This is a genomic window from Shewanella baltica (assembly GCF_900456975.1).
In the GTDB taxonomy this organism is placed as follows: Bacteria; Pseudomonadota; Gammaproteobacteria; order Enterobacterales; family Shewanellaceae; genus Shewanella; species Shewanella baltica.
Genome location: NZ_UGYM01000002.1, coordinates 1,080,186 through 1,098,547 on the forward strand (window position 1 = coordinate 1,080,186; position 18,362 = coordinate 1,098,547).

An 18,362-nucleotide genomic window follows, 5' to 3' on the forward strand; every position below is an offset into this window, starting at 1 on the left:
ACAAATCACCTATTGAACGATAAGTACTAGTCAAAATTACTAAAGTGATCGCATGGTTGTAGCATGACCATCTTAGTGCGGCATTCTATCGACTTAGGCGCATTTCGCCAAGTGAAACGCGTTCACGCGTTAACTCATCGACAGGCATATATCGGCAATATCTTGAGTATATTTATGTTTTTATTAGTTGAAGCCAATATTCAGATCATCACTTCGCCCATGTATTCACGTTTGGAGTCAGTAACATGATGAATAAGCATGATGATAAACTATACAAAATAAGCCTTTGGCGCTAGAGTCTTGAGCCCATTAAGCGCCAACCAAACCTTAAGTTGAGGACGAGATGATAGATTTACGCAGTGATACTGTTACCCAGCCAACAGCAGCGATGCGATTAGCCATGTCCAGAGCCGAAGTAGGTGACGATGTTTACGGTGATGATCCCACGGTAAATAGTCTGCAGGATATGGCCGCAGAGATGTTTGGCTTTGAAAGCGCATTATTTACCTGTTCAGGTACGCAGGCGAATTTATTGGCTTTGATGGCCCACTGTGAGCGTGGTGATGAGTATCTGTGCGGCCAGCAGGCCCACAATTATAAATTTGAGGGTGGCGGTGCCGCTGTCTTAGGTAGCATTCAACCTCAACCTTTGTTGAATCAAGTCGATGGCACCATTGCCTTGGCCGATATTGAAGCCGCCATTAAGCCTGACGATATCCACTTTGCCCGCACGCGTTTGCTCAGTTTAGAGAATACGATTGGCGGTAAAGTGATCCCGCAAAGCTATTTAGCGGACGCGCAGGCTCTGGCCTTTAATCGCGGATTAAAAATCCATCTCGACGGCGCGCGAGTTGCTAATGCGGCTGTGGCGCAGAATATCGCGATAAGTAAGATTACTGCGCATTTTGATTCTGTTTCGATTTGTCTGTCCAAAGGGTTATGCGCGCCAGTTGGCTCATTACTCTTAGGTGACGAGCGTTTGATTAAGAAGGCGATACGCTGGCGTAAAATGCTCGGTGGCGGCATGCGTCAAGCTGGGATACTTGCTGCGGCAGGTAAGCTCGCCTTAACTGAGCAAGTGCAACGACTGAGTGAAGATCATGACAACGCGGCGTATTTGGCTCGCCAGTTGGCAGAGTTGAGTGAGTTCGACGTCGATTTAGCCGCAGTACAAACCAATATGTTATTTGCCAAATTAGCGCCTAAAGTTGATGCGGATTTATTAGCAAAACACTGTCGAGCTGAAGGCATTCTGATAAGCCCTGGGCGCACGATTCGGCTTGTGACTCACAAAGATGTGAGCCGTCAGGATATAGATAAAGTGTTGCGTGTTGTTAAGCAGTACTTCACTGCCTAAACGCAGCTTGTTTTAAAACCTCTAAATGCCCGAGCTTTGTCTCGGGCATTTTTATTTGCGGGTATAACTAGATGTTTAATTATTGAGCAATTAACTGTTGATTGGTGAAAACAAGCCTTAGACCACGGGCGAAATATTTGTGCTTATCTATACTCAAAACAATAAAGTTTTATTGCTAAGGTAAATTTGGGTTGAAGCCTAATAACAATACTAATAAAGGGGTCGATTATTGGACAAATCGGATCAGTGAATTAGAAATGCCCGCACTGTGTTCGACTGTTAAATCGCTAGAAAAGCTCGCCAAGGATGACGTTTCCTCTCTCGCATTACTTGGGCGTAGCGTGATGCACGATAACGCCTTAACCTCTCGTATTCTTCGAGTCGCCAATAGTGCTATTTACCATAAAGGAAGTAGCCAAATCTCCACCGTTAGCCGCGCCGCCATAGTGCTTGGTTTCGATGCGGTGCGAAATATCTGTATTACAGCTAAGTTACTCTCAAGTTTGTTGGAGAGTAAAAATCTCGCGCCCAATGTCTATCAAAGGTTAATTAAGTTGATGGCCAAAGCATTTCAAGCGGCCATGATTGCGCGGATGATGTTGAGTCATCATGACGAGGAGATGCAGGAGGAAGCCTTTATTGCCTCTTTGTTGTATCACATAGGCGAGAGCGCTTTTTGGAGTATTGGGGGCGAATTTACCGAAGAATTAGACTTAACACTCAGCCAATGTGAAACGCCCGCCGAAGAGAGAAGTGCTACCCGCGAAGCCCTTGGTGCTTCTTTTTTGCAGCTCACCCAGAGTATTGCCCGCAATTGGGGATTGGGTGAGTTGCTGATCCAAGCGTTGAATTATCCAGAGGATCAGCGGCCAGATATTCGGGCTATTTTTCTTGCCGATAAGCTCTGCGACATTTTATCGCAACCCGTTCTCGATAAGCTCGAGTTAGCGAAACGTATGACTCAAGCGGCGAGTTTTACTGGGCTAGAAGAGAAAGAGTTTTTGGTACGAATGCAGCGCTGCGCGAATGCGACCCATAAGTTGGCAGAAGTGTACGGTGCTAAAGTGTTACTCGATTATCTACCCGATCCTAAACGTATTGTCGCCGCTGAACCCGATCTACCTCCCATTCCGTTAGATATGCCAGTCTATCAAGTTAACTTGAATATTCAGTTAGCTAAGTTGCGTGAATTGACAGGTTTTGCCATTAATAAAGCAGATTTTAATCAGATAATGCAGACGGTCCTTGAAGGTATTCTTGAGGGCGTGGGTGTTGACCGCTGCGGCGTTTTGTTGTTATCGCCAAGCCGTAAACAGCTCCAACCTAGGGTGATATTGGGCCGTGATGCCGATGCGATAAAACAAGAGTTTATTATCGATTTGAGTGACAAACGTGGGCTATTTCATCAAGCGATGGAGCATAAGGCGCCACTTTGGGTGGACGATCCCAGCTCTAAAAAATGGCAGGAGCAGTGCAAGGAGTTGCAAGCGCGGCACGTGTCACGGCAGGGATTTTTAATGGCACCATTATTGATCGACAGCAAAGTTATCGGGTTTTATTACGCGGATCGGGGCCCTTCACAAAGGGCATTTGAAGAAGTGGATTTTCAAAGTTTTATCCACTTTTCCCAATTGGCGAATGTGTGTTTTACCGTGTCCTTGAGATAGCGTTCGCTGTTAACTGTTTTATCTTAACGCTGCTTTTTTTGAAACCGTACTCTTTGAAACCGTACAATTTGAAACAGCGATGCTATCGAAATCGCACTTTTATAAATTGTACGCTTTCGAAACTGCATTCTGGGTAGTACGGCATTACTGCTTGTTTGCGGCTTTGATCTCGGTGGTGATCTGTTTCGCGATCTCATTGGGGATTGGGAAACTTAAGTGGTATTGCGCAATTTTCCAGTAGCCATCGGTTTTGATCAAAGTACCGGTTCCTCGACTGACACCATAGGTGGGGCTATTTAATAACTCGTCGAACAATATGACGTCGCCATGTTGGATTAAATGCCGCTCCGTTAAATCATAGCGCCAACCTTTTGTAGGGCGGGAGTAATGTTCAAATTCCGCCATTCCCCAACGTTCACTCGCATCCGTACCAATAAAAATGCCGTCTTTTCGGTACAGGGCAAAATACTTATCCCAATCGGCATCGCTTGAATATTGGTTGAGTAAATCCAACACCTGAGCTGCCGCTTGTTGGTCTGAACTCGATGTTGTTTGAGCGCCTTGGACTTGAGTGTCTTGTGTTTGAGCGCTTTGTGTTGGCGGGTCCTGTGCCTGTGCGCTTACATTAAGGCCGCCGAGCATTAATACGCTGAGCAGTAACCCCAAGCTAGTGCGATTTATATTAGTGGCACGACTGGCTTTAGTCGCGCGACACATATTAGCGGGGCGATTAACAGTGGTGCCTTTAACTGCAAATGCATGAGTGTCTTTGAGCATTTTGCGTGTCTCTAGTTTGAGTGGTTAATGCCAGTTTATCGGATCGAGTTGATAAAAGCGGCTCAGTTCCCGATACAAGTCTGGGTGTTGTTGGTAGAAATCCTCTGGCTTTTCAAAAAAGACTTCAGTAATAACGGCAAAAAATTCAGCGGGATTCGTCGCACCATAGTAATTAAATAATGAGGGCGTGCCAAAGTTCGCGCTGTGCTGTAATTGGGTAAAAGCCTTACTTAGCACTTCTGACCAAGTGCTGTAATCGGCAAAATGTTGCAGTATCGGCGCGCCATTAGCTTGGCCGTCTTCTTGATCGAGCTGATGGGCAAACTCGTGGATCACGACATTATTGCCATCGTGGGGATCGGCGGCGCCGTTTAAGGTATTTTTCCACGAGAGCACCACTTTGCCGTATTCCCAAGATTCGCCCGCCAGCACATTGCGCTGTTCCCACACGATACCGCTCGTGTCTCTATGTTGATTATTAACGATAAAGGCATCGGGATAGACCAAAATTTGTTTCAGTTTGGGGTAAAAATCTGTTTTTCGATTGAGCAGCAGGAGGCACGCCTGTGCTGCGATAGTGACTCTCACTTCATCGGTGATCTCGAAATCATCGCAGCCAACAAACTCCTTTTCATCGATGAAGATTTGGATAAGCCGTTTGAGCTGTAGCTGTAAATCTGTCGGTAACGCATGGAAGTAAGGCAGTCTTTTTTTGAGAATGCTGCGCCATTCTTTTGGAAAGGGTTTTGCTGTGACTCGGCGGCGGTGCAAGGTTTTGCGCCAACGACTTGAAAGTAGCCAAGCGATTGCCCCGACTCCGAGGATAAGCGTGATAACAATGGCGAGCATACTTTCCCTGACCTGATCCTGATTAACTTAGTATTAGCTAATGGGGGTGAAGAGGACTTAACTCAATCCTTTGCTGGAAAAAGAAACGTTTCTGCCGCCGCGATTGGCGGCTTAGGAATAGCGAATGGGTTGGCCGAGGAGGGCTTCGGTACGGTTACGCCCCGTCAGTTTGGCATGATAGAGGGCTTCATCGGCGCGATTAATTAAACTATTGGCATCCAGCTGTTGCGGTAGTTGCCAGCAAGTAATCCCGGCGCTGATGGTAAGTATGCCCGCATGGGGAGAGTCTTCATGGGGAATTTCTAGGCTGATGATTTTCTCCCGTAATAGTTCGGCAAATTGATAGACCTCCTCGAGATGACTCGATGGCAGCACTATCATAAATTCCTCACCGCCATAGCGGGCAAGCATGTCAGTTGGGCGTTTTAAGATGGATTTAGCGGCGTTAACAATGTTTTTCAGGCATTGATCGCCGGCGACATGGCCATATCTGTCGTTAAATTGTTTAAAGTTATCAATATCAAACAGAATAATGCCAAGAGGCATATTGTGATCCCTTGCATACTCGAGTTCTTTTTGGAGTTGTATGTCTAAATAACGGCGGTTGTAGCAGCCTGTTAGTCCGTCAGTTTCCGCCATTCCTTTAACCTGGGCCGCATAGCTTTTTAGTGTTTCTAAAGAGTTCACCATTTGCTGCAGTTCTAGGTTGTCAGTGACCGGCATGTGGGTGTCGAGCTTTTCATTGGCGATAGCGTTCATGGCATCTCGCGTCGCCATCACAGGTTTGATAATGCCCTTAGTGATAAAGTGCCAGCTGGTGAGCCAGATGAAGAAGCAATACAGAATACCACTGCAAAAAATCAATATGATAAATGCGGTACTGTCGCTTTTAAGTTCGCCGCCCGTTTGTTGGATTTCATTCTCGACTTGGTTGACCAGATTTTGGGTATAGGTTGCGACAATTTGCACGGCATCGGCTTGGTACTCTAAATGCGCATTGGCGATATGCGTGCTTTTAATGGCCTTGCGGGACAGTTCAAACAGGTTATCTTCACCGACCATGGTCTGTTTTATTTGCGATAACAAATTGAAATATAAACTGGTATCCCCGCTAACGCCCTCGAGAATCGCCTCCATATTTAACAGCAGCCGCATCGCTTCTCTTTGGGTGCGGTTAAGTTCAACCAGATTGTCGATAATCTTTACTTGAGATAGGCGGGTAAATAAGTGTTCCCCCAAATGACTAAATTGAGACAATTGCTGGTTGGTATTGATATTCATCGCAATCTTGTCAAAGTTTTTCAGCTTAAGCTGACGCTCTGAATCGGCATTGATGCTGTGAAATTGGGTCTGCATTTCATCAGTAAATCCCGATGCCATTGAGGTTAAATTGGCTTGAATATTTGTTGCTTGTAAATTGGCTTGTAGGGCGGAATCGGTTAACTCGGCAAGTAATGGCAGCTGTTGTAAATAATACAGTTGAATATCTAACGCGTGATTCAATTCTTGCTTACTGACACTAGAGGTTTCAATCAAGGCCAGTAATCGGGAGTCATTAATTAATAGTTCCCACTGCGCCGAGAGCTCACTCAATAGGCGAAGTCTTTGCTGTTCATTATCATAATGATTTAAACGTGCTGTGATGATTTGCAGTTTTTCACTGTTTTTTGCCAGTTGCAGCGCAGTGGTGACTTTAACAACATCCACTCCCACTAAATGCTCAATTTCTGATTTCAGTTGCTGTGACAGCAGTATGGCGACGACACCATTAAACAGCGCCATGCCCACTATGATATAGAAGGCTAAGGTTATTTTTTGTTTTAGGCTTTTCAGCGGTTTAGTGCTTGTCATTGGTTTTCTTGTCAATCGCAGGTACCTCTCCATAGGTATTTTGGAGGTGTTTTATCTCTGCACTTAATTTAACGAAAATATCCTCGCTGTCAGCGGGCCTGCGGCTAGCGCGATAGCAAGCATGGCTGAGTTCAGGGTAAATCTGTCCCATTGCGGTACTGGTAAAATGCCCAAGTTCTAGCACTTTCGTTGACCAAAACATATTAGCGATATGGCTTGCCTCGAATGCGCCCGCTATGGTCCTTAACGATTCACTTTTAAATTCGGGGGCGGTCACGACATCCATACGACAGGGATTACCGCCGCCTAGGGCATAAGCGTGTTGCGCCTCATAGGTGCCCATGTATTTGATGAGCCAATAGGCCGCTTGGGGATTTTTGCTGTCGTAGCTCACGGCAAAAGCATAGGCGCCGTTATAGGGATAACCGCCGGGCACTTGACTCACCGCAAGGCGTGCGCCGGGAATATTTTGTTCAACTTTAAAAGATTTGTGCCACAAATTATTGTAGGCAAAAGGCCACATTGCCGCTTGGCCTGTGGCGATTGCATTGGCGGCCTCATTGAAGGCAAATTGCTCGTTAGCAGGTACGGCATAGGGCATTAATTCGCGATAAAGCTTAGCGGCTTCGATCGCTTCATGGTTGATGATCGGCACTTCAAAATGACTGATCTGTTTTTGGTCATTATAAATTGGCTGCATCCAAGTGCCGCCTAAGCTCCAGATCATGCTGGAAAATTCATCGTTAATATGTGGCTTATCGCCCGACATTAGCGCTAGGCCGTAAAAGTCGTGGGTCAACATTTTATCCGCCAACATAGCGCCCGCTTTACGAGTGAAGAACTGGGCTTGATCCCGTAACTCGGTTAAGGTTTTTGCTGGCGAGAGTGGGTAGCCGAACTGGCTCTGAAAGCGTGTTTTTTCGGTTTTATTATCGAAGAGATCCGCTCGGTAATGATTGCCCATCACATAGTTGTTGTAGGGAATCGCATGGATTTCACCATGGTAGGATAAAATATTCAGTAGTGATGGGTAATAGGGTTCTAGGTATTTCTCCATGGCCTTTTCGCCATCGGGATCGTACAGTTTCGCGAGTTCGACTAAGGGCACAGTGTAGCCATTGGCGGCCCATTCTTTTGCCCAGCCAGCTTCCATCGTTAGCAAGTCGTATTTGCCCGAACCTTGGAGTAAATCTTGGGTCTGTAAGTTAAACATAGTGTCTAGCTCAGTGCTGATCACTTGCACTTTGACGCCAGTTTTTTCGGTAAATTTAGGCAACATTTCTTGGGTTAAATAGTCGGTCCAAAATCCCTTTTCTGCGACTAAGGTAATGGGCGTTTTGTTCGTGAGCGGCGGTATTTGTGCCAATGAAAACTCTGCGTAGCAGGGCATCAGAAACACGGCGCTTAAACAAAGGCAAATAAGTCGGATCGGCTTTAACAAAAAATACACCTTAATGTTGCGTGTTAACCCTGAATAAATATCATTTATTCAGCATTCTGTACATTTAAGGATAGGTGGGATCAGAACTTATGCCGCGATTTTATTGTGGTTTTTATCTTGGTGCTTGTTCTTAAGTAAAAAAGCCGATAACCCGAGCTTAGCTGAGTTACCGGAAAAGGGTGGGAGTATTGCGAAGCGTTAACGGTTTTGGAACTGTTGTTCTCGTAATTGCCTCAGGGCAATGGGCAGTTCGTAATGTTGTTCAATCAAGAATCGGAGCAGTTTCGATTTGGAGAGCGTGCTTTCTTCCGACAAGGTGGCGAGTTGGCTAATAGCCGCTTCGCTGAGTGAAAAGGTTGCCTTGCGATAGTGAGTTGTGGCCTCTACTTTTGCTGGCGATAAGACTTCAGTCCCTAAGCTCTGCTTGTGCAAGAGCAGCACATTGGAATGACTTAGCCCGATGTCGGTCGTTATGTTAGCGACCTTTGAGTCAGCGGTGTTAGCGTTTGTTGCATCCACTTCAAAAGCGAAATGACTGCTTTTTGTCTTATTTAGGCTTTGTCCCATGGCATATAAGTTTGCTGCCTCAATAAACTCATCTAACGAAAGCGACGGTTGTATGCTGCTAGATGGCATAGCGTTTTTCTTGAGGTCGCTGAGTCCCATTTTGCCCCCTTTTTTGAGTGTTAAGGTGAGTGGGTTGAGTTTGATGGAGCAAACCATTATTTGTCAAACCATTGTGCATCTGACCCTTACCAGCTCTCTGAGCGAGCAGTGCAGGATGTAGGCGGTCTTCTAAATTGGCGGCGCAATCGACTTGGAACAGTTCACAGGCGATAGTGCGGATTTCGTCGGCGGCCTTTCCGCTAGGGTCGATTTCAATCACTGACAGACCTGACTCTTCGCTGTCATCATACACATTCCTGCAGTACGTTATCGCATCAAGGACGTTGATATCATAGGTTTTACAGACTTCTTTGGCTTCTAAAATTCGGTTAGCTTGATTAGGTAAACTTGGACATTGGGTGATCACAAATGAAGCCCGTAACTTAGGGTTTATCATTTTACAGGTCGCGACGATATCATCCATGTGGCAAACGGTTTTCAAATCGCGGCGCTTAGGTCTTAAGGGCATTAAAATGTAAGCGGCGACTGACATGGTTGCTCGCAGCGCTAGGTTGTCTTGACCACCACAGTCGACTATGACCACATCATAATGTTGTTCAAGACTGAGCAAGTCATTACGGATCTTGCCGTAAAGCTGCACACAATTAATGCTGGCCAGTTTGGGATTGTTGTTTCTCGCCTGGATCCAATCTGATGTGGTGCGTTGGGGATCGCAGTCCACCATGATGACCGAGGCATTGCATTCTGTGGTTAGAAAAACTGCTATGTTTTGGGCTAAGCAACTTTTACCGCTGCCGCCTTTTTCTCCGCCGATTAACACTATCATGACGCATTCCTTAATTCTTTTGATGACCCTTGGGCAGCGAGTTGATGAGTTTGGAGCCACACCGCATTTATGCTCAAAATCGAATGTAAACCTTATGTTAATCTCGGTCAATTGGCTGATTTTTGACGGTTTTTAATTAAATTGTCGCACATCATTTTTTGTCAGTATCTGGTCATGCGCCGTTAATTTGACGAGCAACAGGTGAGGAGGGATGTATCAGTACGATTTTTTATCTTATTGGTTTTAAATGGTTTTATTTATTTTATATCTACTTGCAGGCTTGTTTGTTGTAATCGATGGCTATGCACAGGATGTGAATTCTGGTTTTTTATTTCTCTATCGGTATAAATGTTAATTTTATATTGCTAAATGTTATTAACAAATCTGTGTAAAGAATCGGCTTCTCAGTCGAAAGTGGTCTTGTTTGGTGAGGTGCTTGTCATCAAACTGCCAAATGCTGGCTTTATCATCTCTATAGACTGCCGTCTAAATCGCTTGAAATTTCAACCATGAGAGAAGGGACGCCAAATGGATATCAAAACTATTATGCCTATTAAGTTTGAACTCGTTGAAACCGCACCGTTATTCCATGAACTCCTCAATTTGCGTAGCACTGTGGGCCGCCCTTCTATCGGCGTTGAGCTTGCGGATGTACAGGCACTGTTTTGGGTCTCTATCCGATTGAGTGACAATGCTGAAATGGAGCATGCTGGCGCGGGAGTCGCTAAGTCTAATCTGTTAGCAACGGCGTGTGTTTACGGCAATAAGCCTGGGCATTTGGCCATTGAAGATTTTATCGTGTTGCCTGAATACCAATCCTATGGACTGGCGAAGATCATGCTTGAGCGAGTGATGGACTTTGTCGATGGACACGCAAGTTCTGGAACTTGTATCAGCATTACCGCCCATGGCGAGTCTGAGCGTTTATGCAGTGAATATGGTTTTCAATATGCGCCATGCGCTAACTTAGGGCCAAATCTATTAAAGATTGTTGCTTAGGGTTCTGTGTGGAGAATTTTGTGCGTCGATGATGCCAACTTGGCCTTTGGGCGTCGGGTCACTTTTGTGTGCTTTTTTGTATGAGTTAACGGCGACATTGATTGGCTTATGTTGTAGCATCCGTGGGATTATCGGGACGACCTGCACGAGATAACAATCTATGGATCAGCAACTACTCATCGACGCTGTAAATCAAAAAATGCCCTTTGGTAAGTACGCTGGACGTAAGTTGCTGGAATTACCCGAGCCCTATTTGGTGTGGTTCCATAAGCAAGGTTTCCCCCAGGGCAAACTCGGTGAGCAATTAGCCCTAATGTACGAAATCAAGCTTAATGGTTTAGAAGGCATGCTAAAACCGCTGTTGAAATGAGTTCCCCTCTTTGAAGAAAAATACTGCTTTTGCGATAAGTGTTGTATTTCGTGATAGAGATTAGCGATTTATTGTTTTTAGCGTGCTTTAATGCAGCATATTAGCAAAACAAAAGGAACGCAGGCATGATGGCAAAATGGGTAAAATTAGCGGCGGTAGCGACTTTAGCGTTAGGCATGTCAAGTGCTTGGGCTCAGGGTGTCACCCACGAAGGTACTGTTGTTGATACGATGAACGGTGGTGGTTACACCTACGTACAGATTAAAGAAGCTGACACCACTTTTTGGGCTGCAGGTCCTCAAACTGAAGTGAGTAAAGGCGATAAAGTGGCTGTGGTTGAGCAAATGTGGATGAACGAATTCACTAGCAAAACCTTAAACCGCACCTTTGATAAACTGTTATTTGTCGGTCAAATCGATAAGAAGTAACAGTGACGAGTGCGCTAACCTGTGCGCCTCTTTAATCCAACGGCTTCGATACCTTCGAGGCCGTTTTTGTTTTTAGCCTTCAATGCCGCAAAATTTGAGTCTATCTCGATTAAGCGAAACGCGGCAAAATAGCACTATTGCTAGCGGTTATTACTCAACAGAGAACACTCAAGTGACGGCGTTTGAACAGTTCGAGATCCAGCCTTATCAGTCATGTTATGCCCGAGAGGTGAGTGAGTTATTTCATCTTTGCGTGCATAACATCACCCATGCTCGTTATTCACAGGCGCAACTTGCAGTTTGGTCTGCGGCGCCAAGATCGGCTAAACATTGGGATTTGCGCTTAAACCGCTCAAAGGCGTGGGTGGTATTAGCCAAAAATGTAGCGACAGCTTCTTCAATTTGCTGCGGTTTTATCAATGTCGAAACCCATTTTGCCCACCAAGGTTATGTAGATAGCTTATATATCCATCCAGATTATCAAGCTAAGGGATTGGGTGAGCGTGCTTATCTTGTTTTAGAAGCGTGGGCTAAGGCGCAAGGCTATGCGCGCTTGAGTGTGGATGCATCTTATCTGTCTAAAGGGTTATTTACCCGTATGGGATTCATTCAAATACAGCGTAGTTATCAGCAAAAACTAGGGCAAGTGATCCCTGGCTTCTATATGGAGAAGAATATTTAACGTTAGCTTACTATGGTTTCAACCAAAAAGTGATGTAAGGTATTCCACAGTAAAACATTAGCTTAACGCCGTTGAGTGACACGATTTAAGTTAAATCAGCACTATTTAACTTAAATTAGAATACGGTTAATCTTAAGCGATTAACAATTCAAGATGGAGGGCAGAAAATGAAGATCCGACTATTTACGCCATCGGATGTCTCGCAGCTGGCGGCGATCTTTGAGGCGAGTGTAATGCAAGGCTCTGGCGAGTTTTACTCGTTTGCCGAACGCTCTGCATGGGCTTATATCGAAGGTGAGATCCGCAGTGAGAACTATTGGCTCGAACGCTTAAAGGGCACCACGATTTGGGTTGCTGAAGCCGATAACATGCTAGTGGGATTTATCAATCTTAAGATAGGTGCTGACAGTGAAGTTGAAGCCGCTGCTGAAGTGGAATGTCTGTTCGTGCATCCCGAATATGCCCGTTCTGGGGTGGCCACCTCTTTGTATTTTGCGTTGTTTGAAGAAGTTAAAATTTTAGCGCTGAAACGATTAACGGTTGAAGCATCCTATCTCGCGCGACCTTTTTTTGAAAAACAAGGATTTCGCAGTATTCGCCGTAATGAACATAAGCGTTTTTTGAATGCGGCGGATAAAGCACAGGGCCAAGCCCAAGTGTTGGTTAATTTCAGCATGACACTCGCGCTTTAACTCAGCTTATCAAAGTGCGGGTCTGGTTCGCTCAACGAGGCCGTTAGCACTGCTTTTATAACATCGCCTTATAACATGACCATAAAAACGCCAATAAAAAACACAGCCAAAGATGACTTGTGGCAGTGCTTCTAGGTTTTCTAGGTGAGTGCTTATCAAGCTGGCATGTAATCACTTGCTCAATGACTTGCTTAATCGTTTGCTCAATCGTTAAGCGGCTGTACTGAGTGGTTCAGTTAAGCCGCTCGTATTACGCATTAGCCGACAAGTCGAATACTAGTGCGGTGACTTGGCCGCTTGTTGCCGTAAAGTCGACACTCGCAAGTTGGATCAGATGTGCGCCGTCCCCCGCCGTCAGTGTTGTGTCATTGATATCCAGCGTACCTTCAATCAATTGAACATACAGATGACGACTCGCTTGTTCGGCGGTTCTGGCCATCGTCACTTTTTCGCCTTCGCTTAACACTAAACGATATAGGGTCGCATCCTGTTGCACTTTCAGCGTGCCATTTTCACCGTTTGGTGTCACCACAGCCGTCAGCGGTGAGCTCTGCTCGAATGCCTTTTGCTGATAACCCGCATCGATGCCTAAGGTATCTGGGCGGATCCAAATCTGTAAAAAGTGTAGCGGCTCAGTATTAGAAGCATTGAACTCGCTGTGGTAAATGCCTTTACCCGCCGACATCAATTGAAACTCACCTGCGGGTAAGGTTTTGATATTACCGAAACTATCTTTATGGGCGATAGTGCCAGATATCACGTAACTGATGATCTCCATGTCTTTATGACCATGGGTATCAAAACCTGCGCCGGGCGTTACTCTGTCATCGTTGATGACTCTTAGGGATGAAATCCCCATGTGCTCTGGGTCATAGTAGCTAGAGAAAGAGAAGGTATGTTGACTCTTTAGCCAGCCTAAATCTGCTTGACCGCGGTCCTGTGCTTTTCTTAATGTGATCATCTTGCTTCCCCTTTATTTGATGCGGTTAGCGAATAGGTTATCGATAGCGAACTTACCGGCACCTGAAACCGCCAATGACACTGTGGCTGCTAGTAGGGCGAGACCAAATTCGTAACCGTTGTTGGCAAGGAACAGACCGTTGCCTATGTGTACTGAGAAAATCGCTATTATCATAGTGAATGACAATACGAGGGCGGTTGGGCGAGTCAGCAGGCCGAGTAACAGGAATAGGCCGCCGAAGAATTCACTTGAACCTGCCATCAGTGCCATTAAGTAACCTGGCGTCAGACCAATGGATGCCATCCATTGTCCAGTGCCTTCTAAGCCGTACCCACCGAACCAGCCAAACAGTTTTTGTGAACCATGGGCGATTAAGATAATCCCGATAGGAATACGCAGTGCCAGTGGGGCAAGACTAGGGGCTGATTTCAGTGTTTTTGCGATGAGTGCTTTCATGGGGCATTCCTTATTTCAAATTATTTAACAAGTATTTAAGTGTGTTGTTCAATCAGTTTTAACTCAGTTTTTAAATCTGTTCTAACTTAACTTTACTCAGTGTCTACATCCGATTTTGGTAGTGAGTTCCGCAGAATCTCTCCATTGCTAAGCAGTGTAGACTTGACCTTTGGCAAAGAAAATCGGAACATTTTCAATGTCTACTTCAAATAATTTGAATATGAGGTTTTTATGTTGCCATCTATTAGTCTCGATGGATTAATCGTACTCGATGCCATTGATAGAAAAGGCAGTTTTTCCGCAGCGGCCGAGTCCTTGTTCCGTGTGCCGTCGGCGCTGACCTACACAGTGCAGAAACTGGAAAGCGATTTAGGCACAAAATTATTTGAACGTAAGGGCCAACGCGCCGAACTGACCTTAGTCGGCCAACTTGTGCTGCGCCAAGGTCGAGAAATCCTTTCGGCAACGTCTAGGCTCGAAGAAGCGGTGCGTCAACTCGAGACCGGCTGGGAGTCTTCGTTAACCTTAGCAATCGATACTGTCGTGCCGGATTTGCCCCTATTGCAGTTGATCGGGGAATTTACTGAGCTGGGTAAGCAAGTGACGGTGAACATCAGTGAAGAGTCCTTAGGCGGCGGCTGGGATGCACTCTATTCGGGCCGTGCCGATATCGCCATCGGCGTGACGGGTGAACTGCCAAAAGGTCAATATCATGTGGTCGAAATCGGTGAGTTGGAGTTTGTGTTTGCCTTAAATCCCGCCCACCCATTGGCGCAACATGCGGGCCCTATTCCGACCGAGGCATTGCTGCAATTCCCTTCCATTGTGGTGGCTGACAGTTCGACGGCCTTAGCGCAGCGCTCGAGCGGCCTATTTGATAGTCGCCAAGTGATCCGTGTGCCGAATATGCAGACCAAGATTAAAGCGCAGCAATTGGGACTCGGCGTAGGCTATATTCCAAAACACTTGATTTTGGATGCGTTGGCGGCGGGAAGCTTAGTGGCTTGCCATGTGGAAATGCCGCGCCCACCCCAAGCTGTGTTTATGGCGTGGCGTAAAGACGCGCAGGGCAAGGCAAAGGATTGGTTTACTGAGCGCTTGCCACAATGCGACTGGCAGTTTTAGGCGCCTAGCAATTTTATAAGTCTAGCAATTTTGATGACAGGCAATGAGAGCAACGTTTGTTTTGCATCACTGTCTATTCAACGTTTTCTATGTCGTCACTCATTAATTTACTTTGCTCCTCACTGCATCAATGTTGACGCCATGAGGAGCATCGGCACTTAACCCATACGTTGGCTGTGGCTGGTGTAATGCACGTGTTGCGACAGTAAATCAGACAGATTCGGTGAGCGATTTAAGAATCGAATAAAGGCCTGTGGCAACGTCAGAGACTCCATCGACTCCTGCCAGCGAGCTTGCAGCAATGGATGATAGCCTTCCTTACCCGCAGCAGTGTAAGAGGTCGATACTCCAACATACAGTGACTCTTGTTCAACTGGATACCAAAGGGAGTGACTGTCTGGCTGCATCATCTCTAATCTGAATAAACGTTCGCCCAGTGGACGGCGGCCATCGTAGTAATACCGTAAGCCGTAGGTGTAAGGGAAACTGCCCGCACCTGTGCCACGGACGCTGTTGTTGGTCGCCGCGTTAATCGCCGATTCGAGCGCTTGATAGAGGAATTGACCTTGAATTTCATACTTAACCAGCGGCAATTCGAAGGGCAGTAATTGCCCCATCACATCCGCCAACGTCAACTGGCCTTGGGCCACCGACTGGCGCACACCGCCGGCATTATGCAGGGCAAAGTTCACCCTAGGATCGACAAGCTTAGCTTCTTGGAACATGCTGCGACTGACCCAAGGCGCAATTTCACTGCCGTGGGGCAGGGCCTTAGAGGGCAGGCGTGTATGGACTAAGTTTTTTGGCACCAGTGCTAAGACTTTGTTCTCCATATCCGCGATGGCGGGTTTGTAGATGTCTCGGATCACGCCATCAATATCGGCATCGGCATCATCCCAAAGGACATTCGGGTGCTGACTGAGCTGTTGGCGCACCGCTTGGTAATCTTGATTATCGACAGCTGTGTTAGCACTTAAGATAAAGTGTTGATCCAGCATGAAATAGTTGCCGCCCTTTAAATTCAGCACTTTCCCTTCAGCATCAAACGTTATCTCGGCTAAGCCGACGACTTCGGCATATTTACCCGCATGCACTATCGGCGTGTTGTTGATGACTTCACCGTAGGGCAGGTTGCTCAAACCTAAGGCGCGAAAATCGCCCTGTAGCGTATGCGTGTGACCGCCTACGATCAGGCTAATACCATCGACTTCGGCCGCGAGGCGCTTATCCTGATCTAAGCCTAAGTGGCTGAGCACGATAATATGTTTGATGCCTTGATTTTTAAGGTGCTCAACCGTGCGTGCGGTTGTGGCTATAGCATCGACAAAATGAGTGTCAGGATCGGGGCGAGCGATCTCTTTCATTTGATCTAAGGTAATGCCGACAATGGCTAACGTCTTACCGTGGAAAGGTTTAAGCAGGTATTTCGCGCGTTTTTGCTGGTGATCATAATCCAAGATATTAGGTAACCCGCGCAGACAACCGGGTTTGTTGAGATCTTCTTGGCTTAAATCCATGTTGCCCGCAAGCAATGGGAAATCAATCTGCTTAGCAAACTCGGCAAGTCTGGCGTTACCTTCATCGATATCGTGGTTGCCAATGACCATAGCATCAGGCGCTAACAGATTGAGTAAGTGGGCGTTGGCCTTGCCTTTAAAATGGCTGAAATAAAGCGTGCCTTGGAAGCTGTCACCACCGTGCAGGAAAACAAACGGCGTATCGGTTTGTGCGGCGGCTTGACGTGCCTTAGTGATGTGATGGCCGATGCGGGCATAACCACCGCTATGGCTGGTTACATCAAGCTTATGCTGGCCGATGTTAAGGTTAAATTGGACGCGGCTGGGTTCAAAATTCGAATGGGTGTCATTGATGTGCGCGAGTGAGAGTGTGTAACCCTGTGTCATAACTTACCTCTATTACGGCGGGTGAGTATATACCCAAGCGACCTCAAAATGCGAGGCTCAGACGGTTCTGAGTCATTTGCATTCTAAAAGAATAAAGGGAGCTAGGCTCCCTTTATATTAACAAGCACTAAACTTGCTTAGCCTTCAGCCGGATTTGGCTTCGTCATCATCGGATGCGGCTTCAAAATCACCGTCATCGGATAGGCGAATGCCTTTTTGCTTCATGCGCTTAGTCCAAAGTTTACGTGCTAATTGCTGCATATCGGTCGCGGGGTCGTTTAAATCGACAATCTCTAATCCTAACATAGATTCGATAATATCTTCTTGAGTCACGATACCTTGGCTACTGCCGTACTCGTCGACCACCATAGCAATTTGGGTGTTACGCTTAATCATACGCTCAAAAAGTGGCAGAATTTTTGCGGTTTCAGGCACCACAAATAAACTCCGTTTAAGCTCACCAATCGGCGCTTCTGGCGTGTAACGCTCAGCCAGCAACACATCGGTGCGGGTAATGTAACCAATCACATCATCATGATCTTGGTCGTACACGGGAATACGGGTAAAAGGTTTGTCGCGATATTGGCGCACAAACTCATTTTGAGTCAGATCCACTGGCAGTGAGAACATCACAGTGCGCGGAGTCATAATTGCCGTAACGGGCATATCACGTACCTTGAGCATTTGCGTCAGAATTTTTGACTCTTGCTCGTCAAGCTCACCGGATTCATGGCCGATTTTGGCCATCGCGCTCATTTCTTGGCGGATATAATGGCCTTCATCACCTTTGCCCATCAAACGAGTGACTTGCTGCGACATCCAGATCAGCGGTCTAGTGACACGCTTCATCCACATCACGGCAACAGAAACGCTCGGTGCGAGGCGACGCCAATGGTTGGCACCCAATGATTTAGGAATGATTTCTGAGAAGAACAGAATAATAAAGGTCAATACGCCCGAGAAAACACCCAACATATCGTCACCAAATATTTTCGCTGCTTGCGCACCCGCAACGGCGGCGCCGACGGTATGGGCGATAGTATTCAACGTAAGGATTGACACCAAAGGGGCTTCGACATTTTCTTTCAGTTTACGCAAGCGCGTGGCTGCGGCACTGTCAGTTTGTTCGAGTGATGCGATATAACTTGGGGTAACCGATAGCAGAACAGCTTCGAACACACTGCACAGAAAAGAAACTCCGACAGCGACAAGCACTATAATGATGAGGGTTAACATATAGGTGGAATTACAACTCCGTATTTTAGGCCAACATTAGCCCGTGGAGATTCTAGCATAGGTTAATTGAGTTACTGGCTAAAATTTATTTGCGTCTGTATAATTCGCCGCCCT

19 protein-coding genes are annotated in these 18,362 nt (G+C 46.3%); 9 read left to right on the forward strand and 10 right to left on the reverse strand.

Going from position 1 to position 18,362, the window contains the following annotated elements:
* Nucleotides 1–63 precede the first annotated feature (63 nt).
* The 3 genes from DYH48_RS04860 (at nt 64) to DYH48_RS04870 (ending at nt 3,024) form a co-directional block, all read left to right on the forward strand.
* Nucleotides 64–249 (forward strand): hypothetical protein, encoded by a 186-nt coding sequence (locus DYH48_RS04860; RefSeq protein ID WP_037391073.1) that lies wholly within the window; start codon nt 64–66, stop codon nt 247–249.
* A gap of 94 nt (nt 250–343) precedes the next feature.
* Nucleotides 344–1,357: a low-specificity L-threonine aldolase gene (gene ltaE / locus DYH48_RS04865; RefSeq protein ID WP_115334190.1), complete on the forward strand. Its 1,014-nt coding sequence runs from the start codon at nt 344–346 to the stop codon at nt 1,355–1,357.
* 191 nt (nt 1,358–1,548) lie between these two features.
* The gene (locus DYH48_RS04870) at nt 1,549–3,024 is read left to right on the forward strand and encodes an HDOD domain-containing protein (protein ID WP_115334191.1); all 1,476 of its coding nucleotides are present in this window, start codon (nt 1,549–1,551) and stop codon (nt 3,022–3,024) included.
* Nucleotides 3,025–3,168: 144 nt separating this feature from the next.
* Here DYH48_RS04870 and DYH48_RS04875 read toward each other — a convergent pair whose 3' ends face one another.
* From DYH48_RS04875 to DYH48_RS04900, 6 genes are all read right to left on the reverse strand, one after another.
* Nucleotides 3,169–3,801, reverse strand: a complete 633-nt coding sequence (locus DYH48_RS04875) for a nuclear transport factor 2 family protein (RefSeq protein WP_115334192.1) — start codon at nt 3,799–3,801, stop codon at nt 3,169–3,171.
* Between the two features lie 24 nt (nt 3,802–3,825).
* Nucleotides 3,826–4,650 (reverse strand): M90 family metallopeptidase, encoded by an 825-nt coding sequence (locus tag DYH48_RS04880; RefSeq protein WP_115334193.1) that lies wholly within the window; start codon nt 4,648–4,650, stop codon nt 3,826–3,828.
* A 111-nt stretch (nt 4,651–4,761) separates the two neighbouring features.
* Nucleotides 4,762–6,501, reverse strand: a complete 1,740-nt coding sequence (locus DYH48_RS04885) for a GGDEF domain-containing protein (RefSeq protein ID WP_115334194.1) — start codon at nt 6,499–6,501, stop codon at nt 4,762–4,764.
* A complete protein-coding gene (locus tag DYH48_RS04890; protein ID WP_115336098.1) occupies nt 6,488–7,891 on the reverse strand; it encodes an ABC transporter substrate-binding protein in 1,404 nt (467 codons plus the stop codon). Before DYH48_RS04890 ends, DYH48_RS04885 begins: the two co-directional genes overlap by 14 nt.
* A 249-nt stretch (nt 7,892–8,140) precedes the next feature.
* Nucleotides 8,141–8,608 (reverse strand): hypothetical protein, encoded by a 468-nt coding sequence (locus DYH48_RS04895; protein ID WP_063883282.1) that lies wholly within the window; start codon nt 8,606–8,608, stop codon nt 8,141–8,143.
* Nucleotides 8,568–9,395, reverse strand: a complete 828-nt coding sequence (locus DYH48_RS04900) for an AAA family ATPase (RefSeq protein ID WP_115334195.1) — start codon at nt 9,393–9,395, stop codon at nt 8,568–8,570. The genes DYH48_RS04895 and DYH48_RS04900 overlap by 41 nt, the downstream gene beginning before the upstream one ends.
* A 528-nt stretch (nt 9,396–9,923) precedes the next feature.
* Between DYH48_RS04900 and DYH48_RS04905 the strand changes: the two genes are divergently transcribed.
* From DYH48_RS04905 to DYH48_RS04925, 5 genes are all read left to right on the forward strand, one after another.
* Nucleotides 9,924–10,394, forward strand: coding sequence for a GNAT family N-acetyltransferase (locus tag DYH48_RS04905; RefSeq protein WP_006082495.1), 471 nt, complete (start codon nt 9,924–9,926; stop codon nt 10,392–10,394).
* A gap of 160 nt (nt 10,395–10,554) precedes the next feature.
* Nucleotides 10,555–10,764 (forward strand): DUF3820 family protein, encoded by a 210-nt coding sequence (locus DYH48_RS04910; protein WP_006082494.1) that lies wholly within the window; start codon nt 10,555–10,557, stop codon nt 10,762–10,764.
* 125 nt (nt 10,765–10,889) lie between these two features.
* Nucleotides 10,890–11,192, forward strand: coding sequence for a hypothetical protein (locus tag DYH48_RS04915; RefSeq protein WP_006082493.1), 303 nt, complete (start codon nt 10,890–10,892; stop codon nt 11,190–11,192).
* 82 nt (nt 11,193–11,274) lie between these two features.
* A complete protein-coding gene (locus DYH48_RS04920; protein ID WP_115334196.1) occupies nt 11,275–11,874 on the forward strand; it encodes a GNAT family N-acetyltransferase in 600 nt (199 codons plus the stop codon).
* A 167-nt stretch (nt 11,875–12,041) separates the two neighbouring features.
* Entirely contained in the window at nt 12,042–12,566 is a 525-nt protein-coding gene (locus tag DYH48_RS04925; RefSeq protein WP_006082491.1) for a GNAT family N-acetyltransferase, read from the forward strand.
* 250 nt (nt 12,567–12,816) lie between these two features.
* Here DYH48_RS04925 and DYH48_RS04930 read toward each other — a convergent pair whose 3' ends face one another.
* Nucleotides 12,817–13,527, reverse strand: a complete 711-nt coding sequence (locus DYH48_RS04930) for a pirin family protein (RefSeq protein ID WP_006085686.1) — start codon at nt 13,525–13,527, stop codon at nt 12,817–12,819.
* Between the two features lie 12 nt (nt 13,528–13,539).
* Nucleotides 13,540–13,983 carry a DoxX family protein gene (locus DYH48_RS04935; RefSeq protein WP_011847349.1) on the reverse strand — a complete coding sequence of 148 codons (444 nt, stop codon included), beginning with the start codon at nt 13,981–13,983 and terminating at the stop codon, nt 13,540–13,542.
* A gap of 231 nt (nt 13,984–14,214) precedes the next feature.
* On the opposite strand from DYH48_RS04935, the gene DYH48_RS04940 reads away from it, so the two are divergent.
* On the forward strand, nt 14,215–15,108 hold the full coding sequence (locus DYH48_RS04940) for a LysR family transcriptional regulator (protein WP_107402308.1): 894 nt from the start codon (nt 14,215–14,217) through the stop codon (nt 15,106–15,108).
* Between the two features lie 158 nt (nt 15,109–15,266).
* Here DYH48_RS04940 and DYH48_RS04945 read toward each other — a convergent pair whose 3' ends face one another.
* Both DYH48_RS04945 and DYH48_RS04950 read right to left on the reverse strand, forming a co-directional pair.
* Nucleotides 15,267–17,012 carry a bifunctional metallophosphatase/5'-nucleotidase gene (locus DYH48_RS04945; protein ID WP_115334197.1) on the reverse strand — a complete coding sequence of 582 codons (1,746 nt, stop codon included), beginning with the start codon at nt 17,010–17,012 and terminating at the stop codon, nt 15,267–15,269.
* A gap of 144 nt (nt 17,013–17,156) precedes the next feature.
* Nucleotides 17,157–18,248 carry a CNNM domain-containing protein gene (locus tag DYH48_RS04950; RefSeq protein ID WP_006082486.1) on the reverse strand — a complete coding sequence of 364 codons (1,092 nt, stop codon included), beginning with the start codon at nt 18,246–18,248 and terminating at the stop codon, nt 17,157–17,159.
* Nucleotides 18,249–18,362 lie beyond the last annotated feature (114 nt).